This window comes from Phyllobacterium sp. NPDC097923, assembly GCF_044760925.1.
Lineage (GTDB): Bacteria > Pseudomonadota > Alphaproteobacteria > Rhizobiales > Rhizobiaceae > Phyllobacterium > Phyllobacterium calauticae.
Genome location: NZ_JBIWBL010000002.1, coordinates 592,150 through 615,041 on the forward strand (window position 1 = coordinate 592,150; position 22,892 = coordinate 615,041).

The following is a 22,892-nucleotide window of genomic DNA, read 5'->3' on the forward strand; positions in this document are numbered from 1 at the left end:
TTCTAGAAGAAGTCCGATACGAGCCGGCTCCACGATTCACCGGCCAGTCCACCGATATACATGTCGTTGCGGTCGATGGCGTTGAGGACGCCGGCATGACGCGTGCTGACGCACGTATGGGCGCGATGCTTGTAATACATTGCCCTTTGCCGGGATAATGCGTCGAGTTGCCGGGGTTGCACGTGACCGCGGGCCGCCACAAGCCCGGCCTGTTCCAGATGATACATCATCCGGTTGATCACGAGCGCATCCTTGCCCTTCTGGGAAAATATGTTCATCACCTGGGCAATCATTCCGGGGCGTCCGAAATAGACAAAACAGCCGATCAGCTCGGCGTTCTGATCCCAGACCGAGCGGATGTTCAGATCTCCCAGGCTTGCATTCAGTCTGGCTACATCCAGAATCCAGTTCAGCTCCGGCCCCGACCAGACAGGACGGACCGGATAGTCGGAGAGAAAGTCCTGGACGGTTGCCACGAACAGTTCCGGCGCCATGTCCTCGTCATGCATTCCCGCGCCCGGCTCGACATGCAGCCCCGGTATCATCCGTCTGATGATATGGTCGACCGGCCGTGCCAGTGGCAGCCGGGCGGCATGGCGGCCAAGGGTTGACCGGCTGGCCGCCGACCGGGCAAAAAAACCGGCCGGCCGGAAAACCCGGCACCAGTCCAGCCCATGGACCGGCAGCAGGGCGGCGCGTGCCGCCTTGAACGCCCCGGCACTGGCGGGGGAGGCGCTGTCGGTGAAACAGAGATCCTGATTGCGCGGCCGCATGGTCAGCGCGAGTTCAGCCGCGCCGTGGCAGGGCATGTCGGGGTCCGTCATGAAAGCGCAGAGAAGACGCGCCGTTATGATCGCGCCGTCGACCATGTATTGCATCGGCACGGCCGAAACGACGCTGCTTATGTGCCCTGCCGATGTCTCGTGAACGATGCTGCCATATTGCTGCTGGTAGATCGGGCTGCCGAAAAACAGCTGTTCGAAATAATCGTTGAAGGCGTTGCTTGAATTGCTGGCCCGGTTGCGGAACGTTTTATAGAATAGGCGTCCGACCTGAGGAATATCGTCCACAGTCATCGGACGTATCTGTCTTCCCCGCTTCATCTCCATCCCCATGCAGACGTATATCCCGACTAACAGTCTGCACTATCTCGATGTTCGAAGCATATAGTCAATGCAACCAATGCGCGATTCTTCAATTCTGATGGCAAGATGTTCTACGTGGTAAACGATCTTTCCTGTGCAGCGACACGGCTGTTGCGCGCCAGACGAAGCAGAACCAGCCATGCTGCGATCATGATGGCGATCTCGATGACATATATCGAGACGAATGTTCCGAGCGGCGGTGCGACCCAGGTGGCCCAGGCAATCAGTCCCGCGCCAACCGCATTGGCGGTGTTGAGAATTGCCGCCCGGGGACCGTGATATCCTGCCGCCCCAAGCGCATCGATTGCCACCGACCATATGGCAAGAAAGACCACCGTGCCGCTCAAAATCCGGCAGAACGAGACCAATGACACATATTCGCGGCCGAAGAGAATGGGCAGGAACGGGGCAATGATGAAGATGGCAAGGGCCGAGCCGATGCCGATTCCCAGGGCGGCCAGCAATATCTTCTTGGTTCGCCCGATCGCGTTGTGAATGCCATCGATGCTCAGGCGGGCTAGGCCCGGATAAACCAGCCGGTTCATGGCATCGATGGAGAGATAGCTGCTGTCAACGATACGGCGCACGACACCGTAGCTGCCGACGACTTCGGGATTGGCCATGATGCCGAGCATGAGAAGATCGACGTTCTGGCGGATGGCGCGGAAGATGAAGGGGGTTGCGAAGAGAATGCCGAGGCGGATTTCCTCGCGCACGATCCGGTATTGCGGCCGGCCCAGTTTGCGCAATGACCACATATAGACGATCAGGACCAGCACATGGGCGGCGAACTGCCATATGGCCCAGTCAACCAGGCTGGTCACGCCGAAAACCAGACAGGCAAGCGCGGCGGCGGCCGTCCGGGCAAAGGCAAAGCCGACCACGGAGCGGTTGGCCGCTGGAAACTGCGAATGACCGATAAAAATCTGTTCGGTCAGCAGAATGATGCGGACCAGGATGATGTTGGTGATGAGGATCAGCAGGATTGCGATGACATTCTCGACGGGATCGGGCGAAAGCTTCATCCAGAAGGGCAGAATGGCGATGCCGAGCAACACCAGCACGACGCCGCTCGTCAGGGTCAGGATAAGGTTGTGCCCCATCATGACGGGGTACATGGCATGGTCGCGGGCGACGCGCCGCACCAGGCATTCCGAGGCGCCGAGGCCGCACAGATGCACGGCGATGCTGGTCACCGCCGTCACGGAAACGAAGACGCCGAATTCGACGGCGCCAAAGGAGCGGGCAAGAATGGCGAAGGTCACTAGCTGCGCCGCATTGGCGATCAGCAGGCTGCCGCTCGACGCCGCATAGGACATGATCATCGGCAAGAGTCGCGGCAGTCCAGCGATGATTTCCGCAGCACTCAACTTCTTCATGTTCTACGACCTGGGCGGAGGGCTGGCATTTTCATCTTTATTGTTCAGCAGGCCAAAGGGAGATAGCCATTTATTAACCAAAATTTGCAATCTATCGTTTAGATATACATTACCGTTAAACCGTTACGGTTTGATTGATGCTTACAGAGTATTGTTGAATGTACAAACTGCGTGACGCGACGGGCAAACTGCAGCCGGCAGCTCCTATCAAGGGACCTGTCGTCGAGCCTCCTGTGCGTGACGATCGGAAACCGGCTCCGGCCGCTGCCTTTTCCCTGCCGCACATCGATGTGAGTTCGCTGATTTCCTGGCTGCTTGCCCGCTGGTATTGGGTTTTGATCGGGGCCGTCGTTGGCGCCTTGATCGGCATCGGTTACGGGATGGGCGCGAAGCCGCGTTATACCGTCTATACGGACCTGCTCGTGCCGCCGGCCAATCTTCAGGTTTTGCCGAACGACATCTACGTGCAGAACCAGCAGGGCGACACGCAGCTGCTCGACGTCGAGAGCAAAATGCTGGTGCTGACCTCCGGCAATGTGTTGCGGCGCGTCGTCAGTGAGCTTGGCCTTGCCAGCGATCCGGAGTTTGTCGGCACGGATGGTCCGGGCTTCAGTCTCGGTGCATTGTTCGGCGGCAAGCCGGCGGTCGCCGACAAAACGCTGGCAGCCATGCGCAGCCTGTCCGAGAGAATAACCGCACGCCGCCAGGAACGCTCCTACATGGTGACCATCGCGGCCTGGGCCAACAATCCCGATACGGCGGTGCGCATTGCCAATGCGCTGGCCAAGGCCTTCCAGGAGGAAGTCGCCCAGGCGGAGGCCGACGGCGCCGGACGCGCGGCCTCGGCCCTGACCGACCGGCTGGCCGAGCTGAAGCAGGGCGCATCCGATGCGGAGGCCAAGGTGGCTGAATTCAAGCGCGATCATGGTCTCCAGACCAGCGCCGGTGAGCTGATCAGTTCGCAGTCCATGGCGCAGATCAACGTGAAGCTGGTGGATGCCAATGCCCGGCTGGTCGAAGCACAGTCGCGCTACAACGAGCTGACAGCCTCGACACCCAATCAGACGAGCCCGTCGGCGACATTGCAGTCGCCCACGCTCGCCAGCCTGCGCGCCCAATATGCGACGGTCAAGCAGACGGTCGATTCCATGTCGATCACCTACGGGCCGCGTTATCCCGGACTGATCCGCGCCAGATCGCAGCTCGGTGGCCTGGAACAGCAGATATCGCAGGAAACCGGGCGCATCCTGCGGGCAGCGCAGGTCGATCTGGACCAGGCGAAATCCGTGGTCGATGCGCTCAAGCAGCAGGCGGCAAGTGCGCGCTCCTCCGTTTCCATGGACAATGATGCACAGGTGCGGCTGAACGATCTGGAACGCGACATGGCAACGAAAATCGCCATCTACCAGACCTTCCTGACGCGCGCCGGCGAAACGACAGAGCGCCAGCAGCTCAACAGCACCAATATCCGGGTGATCTCGTCCGCCATACCGCCCCTGCGCCGCAGCTGGCCGCCGCGCACGGCGTTGCTTGCCGCTGGCGGAACATTTGCCGGATTGGGCCTGGGTGCCTGCCTTGCCATCGCCACCGGCCTGCTTGGGGTCATGCGCGCCGAGCGCAAGGCGAAGAACAGTTAAGCAGGATACGTTCTTTTATGGGAACAATCGAAACCAGAACTGCGCCCACGACCTTTGCAGCGGGTGGTGTCGGCGCATTGCTGTTCGTGGCGATTTTCCTGTTTTTCTGGATCACCACCACACCCTATGTCGATCTGACAGGCGCGGCTTCGGTCGATCCGAGCGCTGGAAACTCCAACCTGGTCAATCAGCTTGTCACGCTGGTTCTCTCGGCAGGATTGATCGCCTTCGGGTTGAGCAGCCCCATGCGTCGGACGATCATGCAGCCGCGCGGGCTGCTCGTCCTGCTGTTCGCCTGGTTCATTCTGGTCTCCGCACTGTCCGCGCATCCGGATATCGCCCTCAAACGCATCGTCCTTGCCATTCTGGTTTGCGTGAACGCCAGTGTCTTCCTGCTGCTGCCGCAGTCCGACCGGCATTTTGGCAAGCTGCTTGGCCTGGCGACGCTCATCATGCTGGGCTTTGCCTATTTTGGCGTGATCGCCCTTCCCACACGCGCCATTCACCAGGCATCGGAAATCCGCGAGCCGATGAATGCGGGTTTCTGGCGTGGTCAATTTCCCCACAAGAACGTCGCGGCCGCCGTCATGGTGATGGCGGTGTTCTTCGGACTGTTCGTCCATAGCGCAGGCCAGAGACTGGCAGGTATCGCCATCATTGTCCTCTCTGTGGTGTTTCTGCTGCACACCGGCGGCAAGACATCCACCGCCGCATTGCCGGGTGTTCTCATCCTTGCCTGGATATTCGAGCGCTGGAAGTGGACGCGGCCGCTGATCGGCATTGCCGGGATTGCAATGTTCAACATTCTTGCCGTGGGATCGGCGGTGTTCGAACCGATACGATCCCTCATCACCTCCGCCGGCATCGATGCCACCTTTACCAACCGGACGGACATCTGGCGTTTCGCCTTTTCCGCCATCGCCCAAAAGCCCTTTACCGGTTATGGATTCCAGTCATTCTGGCAAACCGAGGAACTGGTCTACAGCGGCGGCAATGTCGAGACCTGGGCCGTTGCCGCCTATAACGGCCATAACGGCTATCTCGACACGCTTTTGACAACCGGGATACCGGGCCTGGTTCTCACGCTTATATGGTTGCTTTTTCTGCCGCTGCGCGACGTAGGCAGGGCGGATAAAGCCGCCAACAATCCCGCCCTCACACGGCTTTTTGTTCGCGTCTGGCTGTACGGGATCTACACGGCCTGCGTGGAAAGCATGTTCTTCCAGAGCGGCAGCCCGTTATGGTTCGCATTCCTGTTCGCCGTGTTCGGCCTGCGCTTGCAAGCAAATGCCAGCATTGTCAGCCCAACACCTTCACAAGATAGATTGACGGTCGCCCATGCCTGACATTCTGAAAAAGCTGGACTATTGGTCGGACCGCATCACCGACAGGCTGATGCGCCGGATGCCCGGACCGCGCCTGAACATACCCGTATCGCGACCGGTCGTGTCCTTCACTTTCGATGACGTGCCCGATACGGCGCTGACCAACGGTGCCCGCATACTCGAGGACTATGGTGTCCGCGGCACGTTCTATATCGCCGGGTCGCTGGAAGGACAGATTGAACCCGGGCGCACGCTGATTTCCCGCGAGGGATGCCGGGCCCTGGCGCAGCAGGGGCATGAGATCGGCTGCCATACCTTTTCCCACACGAAGGTGTCTCACATGGGCAACCGGCGGCTTGCCGCGGATCTGCAGCGCAACAAGGCCTATCTCGACAGTGTTGCACCGCAGGAGCGCCGCCGCAATTTCGCCTATCCCTACAATGCCGGTTCGTTCCGGGGGCGCGGCATTTTCGGCAGCCGTTTCGAAACCTGCCGTGCCGGCGGCGAACGCATCAATCGCGGCGCCGTCAATCCGGCCTTTCTCTGGGGCGTGGAAATCCGCCAGCCGGAAAGCCATGCGCGCGGCCTGACCCATTGGATCGATCATTTGATCGCGGAGCCCGGCTGGCTTATCTTTTTCACCCACGATATCGCGCCGCAGCCGACGGATTTCGGGTGTACGGCGGAGACGTTCGAACGCCTCGTCGCCCACACGTTGGCGCGGGGATGCACGGTCCTGCCGGTGCGGGATGCGCTGGAACAATTCAGCGCGGGGAGGCATCCGTCGTGAACGCCTCCACCCCGTCGAAGCGCCTGCTCGCGATCAACAATTATTTCTATCGGCGCGGCGGCGCCGAAGCCATATTCCTCGAGCACATGCAGCTCTTTTCCGAGATTGGCTGGGAGGTCATTCCCTTTGCCATGCAGCATCCGGACAATGATGCCTCTGCTTGGTCGGAGCATTTTGTCTCTGAAATCGAGTATGGGCGGGAAAGCAGCCTTTTGACCAAAGTCGCCCAGGCCGGCAAGATCATCTACTCCTTCGAGGCGCAGCGCAGCATCGAAGCGCTGATCGAGCAGGCCCGGCCCGACATCGCCCACGCGCACAATGTCTATCATCACCTCTCGCCCTCGATCTTTGCCACGCTGAAAAAGGCGGGCATTCCGACCGTGATGACCGTGCATGACCTGAAGCTGGCCTGTCCCGCCTACAAGATGCTGGTTGACGGGCATGTCTGCGAGGAGTGCCGCGGCGGCCGGATCTACAATGTCGTGCGGCACCGCTGCATCAAGGGCTCGCTTGTCCTTAGCGGCCTGGTGTTCCTGGAGACCATCGTGCATCGCGGGCTGGGGCTTTACCGGAACAAGGTCGACAGGTTCGTGGTGCCGAGCAGGTTCTACCGCGAGAAGCTGATCGAATGGGGCTGGCCGGCGGAACAGCTCGTCTATATCCCGAATTTTGTCGATACGCAGGAATTCGCGACCGGCTGGAGCGAAGGCGACTATTTCGTCTTTGCCGGACGTCTTGCGCCGGAGAAGGGGCTGGCTACCCTGATCCGCGCCGCGGCGCTGGCAAAGCAGCGGCTGGTGATTGCCGGAACCGGCCCGGACGAGGCCATGCTCAAGGCCCTCGTTGCGGAGCTGGGTGCGGATGTGACGTTCGCCGGATATGTCTCGGGCGGGAATCTGCGCCGCCTGATCGGCGAAGCCAGGGCATTGGTGTTGCCCTCCGAATGGTATGAAAACGCGCCCGTCAGCATATTGGAAGCCTATGCGCTCGGCCGGCCGGTCATCGGCGCGGCCATCGGCGGCATTCCGGAAATGATCCGCGAGGGCGAAACGGGCATGACCGCCATTGCCGGCGATGCGGATGACCTGGCGCGTGCCATCGGCGCCATGGCGGACCTGACCGCCGCCGCCCGTTCGCGCATGGGCATGAATGGCCGCGAGTGGATCGCCCGCGACTTCTCGGCGGCTGCCTATCGCGACCGCATGGTCGATCTCTACGCCACGCTTGGAGTATCCTGATGGCTGACGGACGCGGTGCAGCAAAGCAACCCACGGTGATGATGCTCGGCCTGCGCGGCATCCCCGAGGTGCAGGGCGGCGTGGAAAAGCATGTCGAGGAACTCAGCCGGCATTTTGTCGACAAGGGCTGGGATGTCACGGTTCTCGGCCGCAGGCGTTACCTATTGACGCCCGATCCCTATACGTGGAAGCGGGTGAAGGTGCATCCGCTGTGGTCGCCCGGTTCGGTGAAATTCGAGGCGATCGCCCATACGGCGCTCGGCGTGCTGTTTGCCGCCTATCATCGTCCGGATATCCTGCACATTCATGCCATCGGCCCGGCGTTGATGACGCCGCTGGCCCGCCTCTTCGGCCTGAAGGTCGTCGTCACCCATCACGGCTATGATTACGACCGGCAGAAATGGGGTGGCCTTGCCAAGCTCATGCTGAAACTGGGCGAGAAGGCCGGCATGCGCTTTGCCCGCGCGCGCATTGCCGTGTCCAACGACATCGCGCTGACCATGGAAAACCGCTACGGCGTGCCGGTGCAATATGTGCCGAACGGCGTGACGGTCCGCCGGAGCCAGACGGATACGGGCATTCTCGGCAAACTCGGGCTGACGTCGCGGCGCTACATCATGCTGGTTGCACGCATCGTGCCGGAAAAACGCCAGCACGATCTCATCGCGGCCTTTGCCAAACTGGCCGATCCTACGGTCAAGCTGGTTCTGGTGGGATCGGCCGAATACATGGCGCATTATTCGCAGGACGTCGAAAAGCTTGCCGCTGATGTTCCCGGTGTGGTTCTCGCGGGCATGCAGACGGGTGACGATCTCTCCATCCTCTATGAGAATGCCGGCTTGTTCGTCCTGCCTTCCAGCCACGAAGGCATGCCGATTGCCTTGCTCGAGGCGATGGGCGCGGGACTGCCGGTGCTTGCCAGCGACATCACGGCCAACCTTGCAATCGGCCTGCCCGCGCAGGACTATTTCCCGCTTGGCGACATTGAGCAACTGGCCGCGGCGATGCGGTCAAAACTCGCCGTGCCGTTCGATTCCTGCAAAGCGGCGGAGCAGGGCGCTCTTGTGGCAGAACAATATGGCTGGCTGAACATCGCGGACCAGACACTTGATGTTTACAACACCGTTTTGAAGCGCAAACCACGCTGATCTCTTGGGGAAGAGTGGTGATCCCGACTGGATTCGAACCAGTGGCCTACAGATTAGGAATCTGTCGCTCTATCCTACTGAGCTACGGGACCATGCGGCCAGACATACTGTTTTTCCGCCGCGACGCCAAGTCTGAAGATGCGTGAAATGCACGCATCTTCAGAGGCCACCTCTCAAAACGTCAGGATGCGGCGGGAAGGGCGCTTTCGGCCAGCTGCACCCAGTAGCTGATGCCGTGCGGAATGACATCGTCGTTGAAGTCGTAAGCCGGATTGTGCAGCGAGGCGCTCTCGCCATTGCCGATGAACATGAAGGCACCGGGACGCGCTTCCAGCATATAGGAGAAATCTTCCCCCGCCATCATCGGCGCGACCTCCAGATTGACCGCTTTGCTGCCGGCCACGCTCTGCGCCGTGCGCGCGGCAAATTCCGTCTCCTGGTCGTGATTGAAGGTGACGGGGTAGTTGCGGTCGTAGTCCACCCTGGCAACGGCGCCGAGAGCCGTCGCCACGCCCTCGGCCACTTCGCGCAGGCGCTTCTCGGCAAAGTCGCGCATTTCTGAGCGCAGGGTGCGCACAGTGCCGGCGAGCTCGGCCTTCTGCGGAATGATATTGTGTGCATCGCCCGCATGGAATTTTGTCACGGACAGAACGACCGAATCCAGCGGATCGGTGCCGCGCGAAACGATGGTCTGCAGCGCGTTGACGAGCTGGGCGCCGATCACCACCGGATCGATCGTGCGGTGCGGCTGGGCCGCATGGCCGCCGCGGCCCTCAATGGTGATGTTGAATTCGTCCGTTGCCGCCATGATCGGCCCCTTGCGGATGGCGAACTGGCCGACGGGCAGGCCGGGCGTATTGTGCATGCCGTAGACTTCGGAGATGGCGAAGCGCTCCATCATGCCCTCCTTGACCATCTCGCGGCCGCCGCCGCCGCCTTCCTCCGCCGGCTGGAAGATCACCGCGACCGAACCCTTGAAGTTGCGCGTTTCGGCGAGATACTGTGCCGCCCCGAGCAGCATGGCCGTATGGCCGTCATGGCCGCAGGCATGCATCTTGCCGGCGTTTTTCGATGCATAGGGCTTGCCGGTGATTTCATTGAGGGGGAGCGCATCCATGTCGGAACGCAAGCCAACCGTCTGTCCTTCGCCGTGGCGTCCGCGAATGATGCCGACGACGCCGGTCCGGCCGATGCCGGTGGCAACCTCGTCGACGCCGAAGCTCCGCAGCTTGTCCGCGACAAATGTCGCGGTCTCGTGGACATCGAACATCAGTTCCGGATTCTCGTGCAGATGGCGCCGCCACCGGGAGACTTCTTCCTGCATTTCGATGGCGCGATTAAGCAAGGGCATAGTGTTGAAACTCCAAACGTGCGGACTACATCTGACAATTCAGTGAACAGTTCAAAGGTGTTTTGCCTTTTGCCTGCCACATAGGATAGATAAGGCCATTGCGACCCGGCGGGAAGCCCGGCAATGAAATCACAAGGCCATTTCCCTGGTTCTTTATACAGACAGGCTGGATATCTGGAATGCGGAAAACTGTAGCACTCTTTCTTTCAGGCTGCGTGGTGTCAACCACCGCGGGCCTGGCAACAGCGGCACTTGCGGGCCCGAACATCACCGTCGATGTCGGTACAGGCGAGGTTTTGTCGCAGGAAGATGCGTTCCAGCGCTGGTATCCGGCGTCCCTCACCAAGCTGGTGACCGCCTATGTGGCCTTCCGCATGATCGAATCGGGGCAGATCACCCTGGACACGCCGATCAAGGTGACGGCACGTGCGGCGAAGGAGCCGCCGAGCAAAATGGGCTACAAGCCCGGCTCGCAGCTCACGCTGGACAACGCGTTGAAGATTCTCATGGTCAAATCGGCCAATGATGTGGCGATGGCTGTCGGCGAGACGCTGGGCGGCTCATCGGAAAAATTCGCCGTGCTGATGAATGCCGAAGCCAAGCGTCTGGGCATGTACGGCTCGCATTTCGTCAATCCCAACGGCCTGCATTCGGACGATCATTATACGACGGCGCGCGACCTGGCGATCCTGACGGTGCAGATGCGGCGCGAATTCCCGCAATACATGCACTATTTCGATATTGAGGCGATTGATTCCGGCAACAAGATCCAGGCCAATTTCAATGCACTAATCGGCCGGTTCCAGGGTGCGAACGGCATGAAGACCGGCTTTGTCTGCCCGTCCGGTTTCAATCTGGTCGGCTCGGCCACCCGCGATGGCCGCAATATCATCACCGTGGTTCTGGGTGAGTTGAAACAGCAGGGGCGCGCGACGAAGGCAGCCGAGCTGCTGGCAAAGGGGTTTGAGACCCGCGGAACCGGCAAGACGCTGGAGGCCCTGCAGCCCTACGGCCCGGCCACGCGCGATGTCGCCGTCAATATGCGCCCGACCGTCTGCTCCAAGGAGGCTGCCGCCTCCGACAGCTGGGACGGCAAGGACGTCGAAGGGCATATCATCGAGGGTTCGCCCTATATGTACCGGATGGATCACGAACCGCAGGCGGAACTCGTTGCCTTGCTTCCTTCCAAGACCAATGCGAAGGGCAAGGACATGAGCCGCATCCCGATCCCGGTTCCGAGGCCCGACCGAGCATCGATCACCGATGCGGCCAACACGGCAAAAACAGTGAATTAACACAGCAAGATAGGATGTCATCATGAGTGGCCTCAATGCCCCCATTCCGGTTTCTGTACTCACGGGATTTCTGGGGTCGGGCAAGACCACCTTGCTGAACCGCCTGCTGAAAGATCCGGCATTGGCCGATACGGCCGTCATCATCAACGAATTCGGTGATGTCGGCATCGACCATCTCCTGGTGGAGACGGCGAGCGAAGGCGTCATCGAGCTTTCCGACGGCTGCCTGTGCTGCACCGTGCGGGGCGAACTCGTCGATACGCTGGCCGACCTGATCGACCGTCTGCAGACGGGCCAGTTGAAGCGGCTCAAGCGGGTCATTATCGAAACGACCGGGCTGGCCGATCCTGCGCCCGTCCTGCATGCGATCATGGGGCATCCGGTGCTCCTGCAGGCGTTCCGGGTGGACGGGGTGATCACAACCGTTGATGCCGTCAACGGCATGGCGACGCTCGATGCGCATGAGGAAGCGGTGAAACAGGCGGCGGTTGCCGACCGCATTGTCGTGACCAAGACCGATATGCCGCAAGCCGCGCAGGGGCTGCCGGCGCTGCGTGCCCGGCTCGCCGCACTCAATCCCGGTGCGGATATCATCGATGTCGGCGATGCGCGCACCGGCTATGCCGCCCTGTTCGAATGTGGTGTCTACAATCCCGAGACGAAAACCATCGATGTGCAGCGCTGGCTGAAGGCGGAAGCCTATCGCGATCGTGAGCATGAGCGTGAAGCGGTTGAGCATCACGCGGATCATCACCATCACGATCATGGGGAGCATCATGACCACGACCATCATCATCACGATGTGAACCGCCACGACGCGGCGATACGCTCCTTCTCGCTGACACACGATGCGCCGGTACCGCGCGCCGGTTTCGAGATGTTCCTCGATCTGCTGCGCTCGGCCCATGGCGAGAAACTCCTGCGCATGAAAGGCATCGTGCAACTGGCCGATGATCCGGAGCGTCCGCTGGTCATCCACGGCGTGCAGCAGATTTTCCATCCGCCGGCGCGGCTTGCCGCATGGCCGGAAGGGCGGCGCGAGACGCGGCTGGTTCTGATCGTCAAGGATCTGCCGGAAAGCTACGTGACCCAGCTGTTCAGCGCCTTCCTCAACGAACCGAAGGTTGATACGCCGGACCGTGCAGCGCTGTTCGACAATCCGCTGGCGATCCCGGGACTGAAAGTCTAGGCTTCAGCAAGCTGCAGTGGACGTTGTGCGTGGTTCGACGAGCTCACCATGAGGGAAGTGGTTTGGCTGCAATACTAATCGCAAAAGTTGCAGAATATAGCTCCCTGCGATCCTCCACCTCCCTCATGGTGAGCCTGTCGAACCACGCATTGGTCTTGCTGCAAATCTGCGAATGGTGCGTTACCCGCGCTCGATGTGAAAGCGGTGGCCGCCCTCGATGGTCACCGTCTCGATCAGCCGGTGGCCGTCGCTTAGGCAGAAATTCGGCATGTCGATGACGGCGAGAGGATCGCTGGTCTCAACCCAGAGACGGCTGCCTCCGGGCATGGTTTCCAGACGTTTGCGGGTTTTCAGCACCGGCAGCGGGCAGTTCAGACCACGCAGATCATAGATGTCAGCCGACATGGTGGGCTCTCCAGGCAGGCAAATAGACGTGGCTCAATTGCCGATGATTTTCCACCAGGCCTTTTTTGCCGGCTGTTCCGCCACCGTGGCTGTCACGTCCTGTGGGGCCTGGACGGGCGCTGCCGCCGGTGCCGGTACGCGTGCGATTGTCTGGCGTACCGGGGCAACGACATTGGCGGCGACCTGATTGGCGGTGGAAGCCGGTGCCGTGGTTGCGGCCGGGATGGCGGCAACCGTCATGCGGTGCCGTTTGCCGGCCTCGCGCTCGTCGCGGGCCTTGTCGGCGGCGACAGCGGAAGCGAGGCGGACCATGACCTGCGGCTTCAGCGCGGCGTCCTTGTCCTGCGGCGACAGGGATGGCGGCTCCTGGGTGACGCGTTCGCCGCGGGCGCGGCGGGCGCTCCATTCGGCGATGATCTTGGCTTCGTTCAGGCCCTGGATGGAACGGCTCGGCGCCTGGATGCTGCTCTTGCCGGCCATGGAGGAGAATGCGGCCTCGTAATTGGTCTGATAGCTCTGATAGGCCATCTTCAGCGTTTCAGGCTGCTGCATGGGCGGGCATGTGGCGGTTGCGGCAATCGGCGCGTTCGGGTCGGTGGTGTTGTTGAAGACATATTTCTTCTCGCACACATCCACTTTCGGCGGCACCTTGGTGATCTCGAAATGATCGTAGCCTTCCTTCAGGTTTTTCCAGAAGGGATAGTTCGGATCATCCTTGTAGCGCGCCATGTTGGCTGCGGTCATGCGGAACGGAAAGGCCTGGAGCTGGATCGAATCCTGCCCGCCCTTGAACGCGTCGCGGGCAAAGGCGTAGATTTCCTGGACCTGCGCATCGGTCATCGAATAGCAGCCGGACGACGAACAGGCGCCGTGCACCATCAGATTGGCGCCGGTGCGGCCGAGCGCCTGGTCAAGCGCATTGGGAAAGCCCGTGTTGAAGGACAGGTAATAGCTGGATTTCGGATTCATCTGCCCAGGGCGCACGGCATAGAAGCCTTCCGGTGCCTGGCGGTCGCCCTCAATGAATTTCGGGCCGAGCTTGCCCGACCATTTGCATATCTGGTAGCTCGTGACGATATCGTAGCGGCCGTTGTCCTTGCGTTTCCAGACTTCGAGAACGCTCTCTTCCTTGAAGATGCGGACCATGATCGGCGCGGTCATGGTCATGCCCTTGGTCTTCATCAGCTTGACCAGCTTTTCGGACAATTGCTTTTCGGATTTTGGTGCAAGGTCGGACACCGACGCGCCCTGGCAACCCGCCAGAAACAGGGTCAGCAATAACGGAGCAAGGATATGTGTCGGTATTTTCATCTTCGCAGCTGTTACCAGTTCGCTTCGCCGAAATTGTGTGGATTGAAATCCACAACCCCCTATTTGCATCCGGTATAGTTGATAAAGCCTTACTGCAATGAGTCAAATTGCTCAATCATGCAATTGTCACCTGCAATGAAGACAGGGCGGATTTATGGCGAAATACACTGTTTTTCCAAGATGATCCATCCGTTGCAACACGTACTTGCCCTGTAATACGCCATTGACAGGAAGCATTCGCCCTCATCAATTGTTGGTGTCCGGCCCGTGAGCGGCCGCGTTGCGTGCCCGTTTCATCAGCCGTGCAGGGAGGAACAGAATGGCAATTGCACCCTTTTTGACGCTCAAACGCCATCTGAAAGCGCCGCCGCGGCTGGTGTGGGCCGCCTGGACCGATCCCTCGATGATCGTGCGCTGGTGGGGCCCCACGGGAGCCAGAACCTTGAAGGCGGAAGCCGATCCGCGCCTTGGCGGCCGCTACCACATCGTCTTTGTCACCCCCGACGGCGAGCAGCACGATGTCAGCGGCGTCTATTGCGAGGTGCTGGTCGAGCAGCGCCTGGCCTTTACCTGGATGTGGATTACCTTGCCGGACCGGGAGTCGCTGGTAACGCTGGTGCTGGAACGGGTGGATGACGGCACATTGCTGACACTCATCCATGAGAAGTTCTACGACGAGGCGGCGCGGGATCGTCACAGGCAGGGCTGGAGCGGCGCGCTCGACAGTCTTGAGAATTTTATCAATCAACAGGCGGTGGATCATCGTGACTGAACATTCTGCAATCACATTTCGCCCGGCCTCACTGTCCTATCTGCCATTGATGGCGAAATGGCTGATGATGCCGCATATGCGTGACTCCTATCAGCCGGACCCGATAACCCCGCGCGAGGTTGCGGAGGAATATGGGCCATTGTTCACCGGAGAGACGCCCGATATCTGTCACATCGCCTATTATGGCGAGCAGCCTTTCGGTTATCTGCAATGCTACCGCAACGCGGACTATGAGGACGAGCTGCCCGCGCTCGACTATGGCATCAGTGTCGATCTGTTCATTGGCGAGCCGGACTATATCGGGCGCGGCATCGGTTCGCTGATGCTGAGGGAATATCTTGCGCAAATCGCCTTCCCGCATTTCACCGATGAGCGGTTTGCCTATATCACGCACGAGGCGGGCGATCTCGATGCGATCAGGGCATCGGAGGCGGCAGGCTTTCGGCCGGTTGACGAATTTGAAGAGGATGGCGACAGCGTTATTCTTTTCAGGTTCGAACGCAGCAGCAACGACAATAAAAAAGGCGGCGCCTGAGCACCGCCTTTCATGAAATCAGCACAAACGGTGATTAGCCGTTGAGGGCATCCTTCAGAGCCTTTGCAGGCTGGAAGGCAACCTTCTTGGAGGCTGCGATCTTGATCGTTGCGCCAGTTGCAGGGTTACGGCCTTCGCGAGCAGCGCGCGACTGTACCTTGAACTTGCCGAAGCCTGGCAGCGAAACTTCGTCGCCTGCGACGACGGCATCGGTGATGCCCTTAAGAACGCTATCAACAATCGCCTTGGACTGAACCTTTGTAAGACCCTGATCAGCGACGAGCTTCTCGATAAGATCGGACGTATTCATGTTGGCGGTTTCCTCAGTATATTCGTTGATCGAAGGCGTCTGTATGGCATGCGTTGCCGCCCCTGTCATCAGGAATAGGACGCATTTTCGGGGTTTATACCCAGTGTTTACAGGGTTTTTTGCAAAACCGGCTATGATTTTTCAGATCGGAGCCGGATGACGCCTGCAAATTCAGTCCGGTGATTCGGCCTGTGATTCCGCAGGTTCAGGGCTGCCGGTCTGCAGAGCATCGGGCATCTGCCAGATCGGAGGGTTGCCGATATGGCGCGCCACGTGGTCGATAAAGGCGCGCACCTTGGCCGAGACATGGCGGGTCGGCGGGTAGACCGCATAGATCCTGTAGGGCAGCGGCCGCGCCTCCGGCAAGACCGGGATGAGCGTGCCGCGCCGCAGCGCTTCGGCGGCGATGAACATGGGCAGGAGCACCAGGCCCAGTCCGGCGATGGCCATGTCGCGCATGGCTTCGCCATTGTTGGCCACGATGCGCCCGTGCATGGCAACCGAAATGGGTTCGCCAGGGGCTGCCGGATTTTCGAACTGCCAGAGCTGGCTGGTGTTGACGTTGGAGTAATCGATGCACGCGTAGGAGCCGAGTTCGCCGAGGTTTTGCGGCAGGCCGTTGGCTGCGGCAAAAGCCGGGCTGCAACATATGACACGCGGGTCGGTGCACAGCTTGCGCGCAATCAGGCTGGAATCCCGCAGGATGCCGATGCGGATACCCGCATCGAAGCCGCCTTTGACGAGATCGACCATGCGGTCGTCAAACTCCACGGCGATTTCGAGGTCGGGATATTGCCGGGCGAAATCGGCAATCAGGCGGCTCAGGTAAAACGTGCCGAAGGTCATCGGCGCCGTGATGCGCAAGGTGCCGCGAATGGCGCTGTAGCGCTCTCCGACAGTGTCGGCCGCTTCGGTGAGCTCGCGCACCAGCGGCCGGACACGTTCGACAAAGGCGCGGGCATTGTCCGAGGCGAGCAGTTTGCGCGGCGAGCGTTGGAACAGTTCCGTACCGAGCGCCGCTTCCAGATCGGTGATGCGCTTGCTGACCACGGATTTCGACAGGTTGAGCCGGGCGGCGGTCATGGTGATGCTGCCCGTCTCCATCACGTCGAGAAAAGTTAAGAGATCGTCGAAGCGCCATTTCATGGTTCTCTTATAGAGGACAAGAGCGCAACAACAAAGACGGTTCTGGGGAAATCGTTCTGCTATGTCGAACATGAGTTGCATCGAAGCGGGCTTTATATCGGCACCTATCGCGCAGATATTCACCCCAACGGCGCATGAGCGCCAGGCAACATCATTCAGGAGGCTTTCATGTCCCTACAATTGACAGGTATCCATCATCTGACCGCCATCACGGCGAATGCCCCGGAAAACCTGCGTTTCTATACGCAGACCCTCGGTTTGCGGCTCGTCAAGAAGACAGTCAACCAGGACGATACAAGCGCCTATCACCTGTTCTATGCCGATGGCGAGGCAACGCCCGGCACCGATCTTACCTTCTTCGACTGGCCCGTCGGCCCGGAGCGGCGCGGCACGCACAGCATTGCGCGCACGGGTTTGCGCGTCGGCAGCAAGGACAGCCTTGTCTGGTGGAAGGCACGCTTCAACGAACTCGGCGTCAAGTCGGACGAAATCGTCACAATCGGCGGCCGTGACTCGCTCGATTTCGAGGACGGCGAAGGCCAGCGTTTCCGGTTGATCGATGATGGCGGCGCAACCCCGTCGCACCCCTGGGACAAGAGCCCGATTCCGGCCGAACACCAGATCAGAGGCCTTGGCCCGATCACCATCAGCGTGCCTGATATCACCAACACGGAAGCCATTCTTCTGCATGTGATGAACATGCGCCAGACCAGCACCTATCCATCTCCCGACGGGGCCGGTGATGTCCATGTCTTTTCCATGGGCGAGGGCGGCCCTGCTGCGGAACTGCATGTTGCCGTCCAGCCGGATCTTCCCGTGGCCCGTCAGGGTGCGGGCGCGGTGCATCACGTGGCGTTCCGGGCGCCGGATGTGCAGCAGCTGCACGAATGGACGGAAAGGCTGAAGAGTTTCCGCATGCCGTCCAGCGGCGAGGTCGAGCGCTATTACTTCCGCTCGCTGTATTTCCGCGAGCCCAATGGCATTCTGTTCGAGATCGCCACGGATGGTCCCGGCTTTACCGTTGACGAGCCGCTGGAAACGCTGGGCGAAGGATTGTCCCTGCCGCCGTTCCTCGAGGGCAAGCGGGCGTCCATCGAAGCAAATCTGAAGCCTCTGGTCTAACCGGAATGAAGAAGGCCCGGCGCACAAGCGCCGGGCCTTCTTGCATCTCAAGCCGTGCGGGGAAGGTTGGCCTCAATCCACTGCCGCACGGCATCGATGTCATGCTGCCCGGTTTCATGCCCGGCATGGACACGCTGGACGGTAAGGTCCGCTCCGGCCCGCCGCAGCAGCGCCTCGAGATCGGGTGTCTTGGCGCCGAACAGGTCGTGGTCGCCATTGACCATCAGAATTTTCGCATCGCTCAAATCCGCCTGCGGTGTCTCCTCAAGAACATTCATCGCGCGCAGGAGAATTGCATTCCTGACAAGACCGGGATGCAGCAGTATGGTTGCCACCAGCATGTTGGCGCCGTTGGAATAACCCAGAAACACCGTGCGTTCGAGATCGAGACGATAGGCCTCGGCGGCCCCTTCGATGAAGGCGGCCAGTGCTTCGGCCTCCGATCGGACATCCTGCTGGTCGAAACTCAGGGGGCCGAAGCGGCGGAACCAGCGGCCGATGCCCTCTTCATTGCTGCGCCCGCGTAAACCAATGAGGGTGGCGTGCGGCGCGGCATTGGCGGCAAGCGGCAGCAACGTGGTTTCATTGCCGTCGGAGCCATGCAAAAGCACAAGCGTCAGGCCATCGGTGTGCTCGGGCGTATAGACACGGTGCACGAAAGGCAGCTCGCGGTAGAGGAACCGCTCCTCGCCGGGCAGGCCGAACTGCGGCAGCATCACTTTGAGATTGCCGGCCTCTTCGGCAAAATGCGGCGGAATGAACAGTTGCGTGCCGAGCGTTTCCAGCGGTTCGTCCACAAGCATGCCGGGACCGTCGGTCGCCATCTCGAACAGCGTGCCGCCGGGCTCGCGCACATAGATCGAGTGAAAATACTTGCGGTCATGCATGGCGGTCGCGTCCGACCCATCCCTGATCAGGCGGTCATACGTCTCCTGGACATGGGTGATATCGGGCGAGCGGAAGGCGATATGATCGACCGTTCCGGTGCCGGGCGCCGAACTCCAGAAGCCGCTGGCATCGCGCACATCGACGCAATCGCCGGTATCCGAAACCATCCGCACGATCGTGTTGGTGCGCTCGCCGGCGTGAAAGCCGAAATAGGTTTCGAGAAAGGCGCAGGTGGCCTGCGGCTGTTCGGTAAGAACCGTGGCGCCGCGGATGCGCCGAATGGCGTCGGCCGCGGCAATACCCCGGACGGTCCACGGCGCGGTGCCCGTTACCCCTGATGTTCCGACGAGTTTCACGATCACGCCGTCGGGGTCTTTCAGCCGGAGGACCGTTTCGCCGAACTCCTGTGCGGGGCCGGTGACGGCAATGTTGTGCTGGAGCGCGCGGGTCAGCCAGAAGCCGATGGCATCCGGGGCGATGGCAAGCGCGATTTCGCTCGGCTGGCCGTAACCCACCCGGCCGAGCGACCCGTCTTCCCAGACGAGAAAGGTGATCAATGAACCGGGGGTTGCCGACGTGTCGCCGTAGAGGAGGTGAAGCTGGGTCGCGTCTTCATAGCCGCCGGTGCGCTTGACGAGGCGAAGGCCGAGAAAACCGGCATAGAAGTCCACATTCGCCTGAACGCTGCGGGTAATCAGGGTGATGTGGTGGATGCCGCTTGTCATGAAGTTCCTCCGCCTGTGGATCATGCGACCAATATGCGGCGATCAATACGGGGAAAGCCAGCGGGCGGCAATCAGGCAGGGCCTGAAAAAACAACACCCACCGCGGGAGGAGGTGCGGTGGGTGCTATTTGTAAAGGCCGGCTGGGAGGAGGAGTGCCGGCCTTTGAACGTTCGGAACCTGGGAGGAGGTCATCCCGAACGTTAGCTTTGAATTCGATTAGCGCGCAGCTGCGGCCTTCTTGGCAACGAAGGCGATATCGCCACGGGAGATGCCGAGGTCGTTCAGTTCACGTGCGGACAGGCGGTTCAGTTCCGTGACCGTGTCACGATAACGGCGCCAGTTGTTGTAAGAGCGGATCAGGTTCATTTCACTCACCTTGGTAACTTATTGTTTGTTGGATCATTTCTTGATCGTGACCTGCATATAGTCGATGCCCGGCGAAACTTGCAGTGACAAGAATGCATAGCTGCTTTGCAGGAAGTGCGGAGTGGATGGCCAAATTGGGGCGGGTCGAATCACGTCAATCATGATGGCCCGGAAGGGGTGCAAAAACCCGCTTCCATCTTGCCGCGGCAGCCAGCCGGCCCGGCATGGCAGTGCTACCCGCCCGGTTATCGCTGCCCGTGACTGCGGACCTTTTGAACGACCCTTCGCAGCGGCTGCGTCATCCGCCACGAAGTGCTCGATCGGATGGCGGTCAGTTCCTCCTGCAGCCGCAGAATAATCTGCGCCTGTTCCCGTGACATTTGCTCAAGTGCGCTGTGGTCCGGATTGTGCCTGTCCATGGCTGCGGCATGAAGAAGCCGCATCTTCTTGATCTCGCGCCGCAGGGCAATGTTGTCGAGCTGCTCCAACGACGGAAAGTCATCCGATGCCGCCGCCGGGAGTTTTGGCAGGGTTTGCACGGCGATTTCCGATTCCACCCGCACTTTTTCAGGATCTATCAGGCTCTTGTGCAGCGGCAGAATGGATTCGAGGCTCGCCGACGGGGGCAGGCATCCCCGGAGGGTGGAAAAGAGATATTCGGGATCCTGGGTGAAACGCGGAAAGGCGATGAGATAAATCGGTATTCCCGCCCGCGTCAGGCGCTCGACAAGGTGATGGAATCCCACGGCCAGCAGCCGGGCCTGATCGACGGGATCGAGTGCGTACACCGCGCCTCCGGGTGTTTCTCCCCAGTGGTCCCAGGTCCGTGCCTCGTCGGCCATCCATTCCTGGTTGTGATGGAGTCTCTGCAGTTCGAGAATGATCCGGCTGCTTGCCGCTTCCGCCAGATTGCGTATGGGAATGATGACGCCGTCAATCGTAATGTCGGTGCGCTTGAGCACCTCGTCGATGAACTGGTACAGCCAGGGGGATTTGACGACGTAGGGAAGGTTCGCGCCGCCATGGAGAACCAGATCCTCCAAACCGGCATTGGCGTCCTCTATCAGATGGGTCTGTCCGTTGGATCTGGTGATGTGTGTGGTCAGTCCCAGGGCATCGAGATATCGGACGAGAAGGCTCGTTCCGGCCCGGCCTGTACCCGCGATGAGGAGATGATTTGCCATGCGTGTCTCGTATTATCTGGCAAACAGATACACCCGGCCTTGGGCGGAAAACAGTTACAAGTTGTTAAGTTTGTTGATCGCGAAAAAGCCCGTTTTCTGGGCACGGGGACGCTGCCTGCGGGCAGACTTTTCGGCGCCGCGGCGGGGATGGCAAATCGAAATCCCCGATTGAACCGGTATTGAGCATGGCCTTGCTGTCGGTTCGCCGGGGCCTGGGCCAAGATCGGGCTCCTGATCCCCACGCGAGAACGAAGCCGTGTACGACGAGTATGACGACAAACAACACCTGCATTATACGACACCCGTCTGGGTGCATCTGCTGGCCTTTGGTGTCGTGGTGGGGATTGCTGTGCTGATCTGCGAACTCTGCCAATCCCTTGGTTAGAATGCACCTTTTGGCCAATTTTACCGATATATGACGGCAACCTTTTTGTGTGTCTTTTGATCGTTAACACAAGTCCTCAGAGTGAATGTGCGTACTTTTGCGCTTGATAGAGGATATGTTTTCATGTTTCAGAAACTCAATCCAACTCAATTACCTGCACCCAAAACTCAGTATTCGCCAGGTCCGGCACCTATATTAAACTGGATATCGACGGACCAGTTTGTTGTTGACGATACATATCAGCGAGAGATTGGTAGGCGGGGGCGTCAGAATGTTCAGCATATAGCCGAGCATTTTGACTGGTCAAAATTTGCGCCCGTTATCGTTGCTCCTGTGGAGGGCGGCCTTTACGCAATAGTAGACGGTCAACATCGTACAACAGCTGCTATATTGCGCGGTATTGAACAAGTTCCTTGCCAAGTTGTTCAAGCCGATCGAGCGCAGCAGGCAGCGGCATATGCGGCCGTCAATGGAAATGTTACCAAAACGACAGCCCAACAATTATTTTATGCTCAACTCGCTGCGGGCGACGCAAATGCCAAGGCTCTCGCTGACGTTTGCGCCGCTGGTGGTGTCCAGATATCTCGGCGAAATCTTGTTCTAACAAAAATGCAAGTTGGCCAAACACAAGCAGTCGGAGCACTAAGTCGTTGCCTTGGCGAATACGGGGGTGAAACTCTCATAACGGCACTTCAATGCATTACTGAAACAGCTGACGGCAATGCTGGGTTTGTTCGAGCGACTATTATTGAAGCGCTTTGTGAAGTGCTGAATAATAGCCCTTGGCGTGATGCCGGTGAGGCTCTATTGCGCACAATGGATGATTTTTCGTTCCCCGACGTTTGGGGCGAGATAACGGATGGGCGTGATCAGATTTTCCCAGCAACGGTGCGTCGCTTGTTTGCAGAAAAGGTTTTTGACCATTTAACCGCGCGTATGCAAAAGCAAGCCGCTTGATTCACAAATTTGATGAGGTTCGTCAAACAGGTGGGCCTCCTCATTTAAAGAAGGAATGGCGCGCCCGAAAGGATTCGAACCTCTGACCCCCAGATTCGTAGTCTGGTGCTCTATCCAGCTGAGCTACGGGCGCGTGCCACACTTGCGCGTTCGTCTGCGCAGGCCGGTTCGTAATCGGTTGGGCTGTGAATTGCAAGCAGCTTTGGCAAAAAAACCGCAACAATTTTTTGCCGGAACGTCGCACCCCGGTTTATTCGGCGGCTTAGCGCCTTTCCGGCCGTGTGCACC

General features: G+C 59.8%; 21 protein-coding genes and 2 tRNA genes. 11 read left to right on the top strand and 12 right to left on the bottom strand.

What is annotated here, in order from left to right; genetic code table 11:
* Positions 1-2 precede the first annotated feature (2 nt).
* Positions 3-1,076, bottom strand: coding sequence for a GNAT family N-acetyltransferase (locus ACIQWS_RS15285; protein WP_403180723.1), 1,074 nt, complete (start codon positions 1,074-1,076; stop codon positions 3-5).
* Between the two features lie 140 nt (positions 1,077-1,216).
* On the bottom strand, positions 1,217-2,524 hold the full coding sequence (locus ACIQWS_RS15290) for a lipopolysaccharide biosynthesis protein (protein WP_346305819.1): 1,308 nt from the start codon (positions 2,522-2,524) through the stop codon (positions 1,217-1,219).
* A gap of 158 nt (positions 2,525-2,682) precedes the next feature.
* On the opposite strand from ACIQWS_RS15290, the gene ACIQWS_RS15295 reads away from it, so the two are divergent.
* Genes ACIQWS_RS15295 through ACIQWS_RS15315 form a run of 5 tightly spaced genes read left to right on the top strand, consistent with a single transcriptional unit; the run spans position 2,683 to position 8,662 of the window.
* Positions 2,683-4,161: a GumC family protein gene (locus tag ACIQWS_RS15295; RefSeq protein WP_403180726.1), complete on the top strand. Its 1,479-nt coding sequence runs from the start codon at positions 2,683-2,685 to the stop codon at positions 4,159-4,161.
* 17 nt (positions 4,162-4,178) lie between these two features.
* Entirely contained in the window at positions 4,179-5,507 is a 1,329-nt protein-coding gene (locus tag ACIQWS_RS15300) for an O-antigen ligase family protein (RefSeq protein WP_403180729.1), read from the top strand.
* The gene (locus ACIQWS_RS15305) at positions 5,500-6,276 is read left to right on the top strand and encodes a polysaccharide deacetylase family protein (RefSeq protein WP_403180731.1); all 777 of its coding nucleotides are present in this window, start codon (positions 5,500-5,502) and stop codon (positions 6,274-6,276) included. Before ACIQWS_RS15300 ends, ACIQWS_RS15305 begins: the two co-directional genes overlap by 8 nt.
* Entirely contained in the window at positions 6,273-7,514 is a 1,242-nt protein-coding gene (locus ACIQWS_RS15310) for a glycosyltransferase family 4 protein (protein ID WP_403180735.1), read from the top strand. Before ACIQWS_RS15305 ends, ACIQWS_RS15310 begins: the two co-directional genes overlap by 4 nt.
* Positions 7,514-8,662 carry a glycosyltransferase family 4 protein gene (locus ACIQWS_RS15315; protein WP_403180737.1) on the top strand — a complete coding sequence of 383 codons (1,149 nt, stop codon included), beginning with the start codon at positions 7,514-7,516 and terminating at the stop codon, positions 8,660-8,662. Before ACIQWS_RS15310 ends, ACIQWS_RS15315 begins: the two co-directional genes overlap by 1 nt.
* Before the next feature lie 15 nt (positions 8,663-8,677).
* Here ACIQWS_RS15315 and ACIQWS_RS15320 read toward each other — a convergent pair.
* A tRNA-Arg gene (locus ACIQWS_RS15320) sits at positions 8,678-8,754 on the bottom strand.
* An 89-nt stretch (positions 8,755-8,843) separates the two neighbouring features.
* A complete protein-coding gene (locus ACIQWS_RS15325) occupies positions 8,844-10,013 on the bottom strand; it encodes a M20 aminoacylase family protein (RefSeq protein ID WP_403180740.1) in 1,170 nt (389 codons plus the stop codon).
* Positions 10,014-10,192: 179 nt separating this feature from the next.
* Between ACIQWS_RS15325 and ACIQWS_RS15330 the strand changes: the two genes are divergently transcribed.
* Together ACIQWS_RS15330 and ACIQWS_RS15335 are read left to right on the top strand one after the other, a co-directional pair.
* Positions 10,193-11,308, top strand: a complete 1,116-nt coding sequence (locus ACIQWS_RS15330; RefSeq protein WP_403180743.1) for a D-alanyl-D-alanine carboxypeptidase family protein — start codon at positions 10,193-10,195, stop codon at positions 11,306-11,308.
* A gap of 22 nt (positions 11,309-11,330) precedes the next feature.
* Entirely contained in the window at positions 11,331-12,497 is a 1,167-nt protein-coding gene (locus tag ACIQWS_RS15335; protein ID WP_403180751.1) for a CobW family GTP-binding protein, read from the top strand.
* Between the two features lie 180 nt (positions 12,498-12,677).
* Here the strand turns inward: ACIQWS_RS15335 and ACIQWS_RS15340 are convergent, their stop codons facing one another.
* Both ACIQWS_RS15340 and ACIQWS_RS15345 read right to left on the bottom strand, forming a co-directional pair.
* Positions 12,678-12,902 carry a sulfurtransferase TusA family protein gene (locus ACIQWS_RS15340; protein WP_403180757.1) on the bottom strand — a complete coding sequence of 75 codons (225 nt, stop codon included), beginning with the start codon at positions 12,900-12,902 and terminating at the stop codon, positions 12,678-12,680.
* 33 nt (positions 12,903-12,935) lie between these two features.
* Complete coding sequence (locus tag ACIQWS_RS15345; RefSeq protein WP_403180759.1) at positions 12,936-14,213, bottom strand: hypothetical protein; 1,278 nt, start codon at positions 14,211-14,213, stop codon at positions 12,936-12,938.
* Positions 14,214-14,532: 319 nt separating this feature from the next.
* Between ACIQWS_RS15345 and ACIQWS_RS15350 the strand changes: the two genes are divergently transcribed.
* Positions 14,533-14,985 (top strand): SRPBCC domain-containing protein, encoded by a 453-nt coding sequence (locus ACIQWS_RS15350; RefSeq protein ID WP_223613581.1) that lies wholly within the window; start codon positions 14,533-14,535, stop codon positions 14,983-14,985.
* Positions 14,978-15,520: a GNAT family N-acetyltransferase gene (locus tag ACIQWS_RS15355; RefSeq protein ID WP_346305807.1), complete on the top strand. Its 543-nt coding sequence runs from the start codon at positions 14,978-14,980 to the stop codon at positions 15,518-15,520. The genes ACIQWS_RS15350 and ACIQWS_RS15355 overlap by 8 nt, the downstream gene beginning before the upstream one ends.
* 34 nt (positions 15,521-15,554) lie before the next feature.
* Here the strand turns inward: ACIQWS_RS15355 and ACIQWS_RS15360 are convergent, their stop codons facing one another.
* The gene (locus tag ACIQWS_RS15360; RefSeq protein WP_091880272.1) at positions 15,555-15,830 is read right to left on the bottom strand and encodes an HU family DNA-binding protein; all 276 of its coding nucleotides are present in this window, start codon (positions 15,828-15,830) and stop codon (positions 15,555-15,557) included.
* A gap of 171 nt (positions 15,831-16,001) precedes the next feature.
* Positions 16,002-16,976: a LysR family transcriptional regulator gene (locus ACIQWS_RS15365; RefSeq protein ID WP_346305806.1), complete on the bottom strand. Its 975-nt coding sequence runs from the start codon at positions 16,974-16,976 to the stop codon at positions 16,002-16,004.
* Positions 16,977-17,144: 168 nt separating this feature from the next.
* Between ACIQWS_RS15365 and ACIQWS_RS15370 the strand changes: the two genes are divergently transcribed.
* Positions 17,145-18,098 carry a ring-cleaving dioxygenase gene (locus ACIQWS_RS15370; RefSeq protein ID WP_403180763.1) on the top strand — a complete coding sequence of 318 codons (954 nt, stop codon included), beginning with the start codon at positions 17,145-17,147 and terminating at the stop codon, positions 18,096-18,098.
* A gap of 47 nt (positions 18,099-18,145) precedes the next feature.
* Here the strand turns inward: ACIQWS_RS15370 and ACIQWS_RS15375 are convergent, their stop codons facing one another.
* The 3 genes from ACIQWS_RS15375 to ACIQWS_RS15385 form a co-directional block, all read right to left on the bottom strand.
* Positions 18,146-19,711 (bottom strand): VOC family protein, encoded by a 1,566-nt coding sequence (locus ACIQWS_RS15375; RefSeq protein ID WP_403180766.1) that lies wholly within the window; start codon positions 19,709-19,711, stop codon positions 18,146-18,148.
* Between the two features lie 217 nt (positions 19,712-19,928).
* Positions 19,929-20,078, bottom strand: coding sequence for a DUF1127 domain-containing protein (locus tag ACIQWS_RS15380; RefSeq protein WP_091879951.1), 150 nt, complete (start codon positions 20,076-20,078; stop codon positions 19,929-19,931).
* A 245-nt stretch (positions 20,079-20,323) separates the two neighbouring features.
* Positions 20,324-21,262: a hypothetical protein gene (locus ACIQWS_RS15385; protein ID WP_403180771.1), complete on the bottom strand. Its 939-nt coding sequence runs from the start codon at positions 21,260-21,262 to the stop codon at positions 20,324-20,326.
* 508 nt (positions 21,263-21,770) lie between these two features.
* Between ACIQWS_RS15385 and ACIQWS_RS15390 the strand changes: the two genes are divergently transcribed.
* Complete coding sequence (locus ACIQWS_RS15390) at positions 21,771-22,604, top strand: DUF6551 family protein (RefSeq protein WP_403180774.1); 834 nt, start codon at positions 21,771-21,773, stop codon at positions 22,602-22,604.
* Between the two features lie 56 nt (positions 22,605-22,660).
* Here the strand turns inward: ACIQWS_RS15390 and ACIQWS_RS15395 are convergent.
* Positions 22,661-22,737: transfer RNA gene (locus ACIQWS_RS15395), tRNA-Arg, on the bottom strand.
* Between the last annotated feature and the right edge of the window lie 155 nt (positions 22,738-22,892).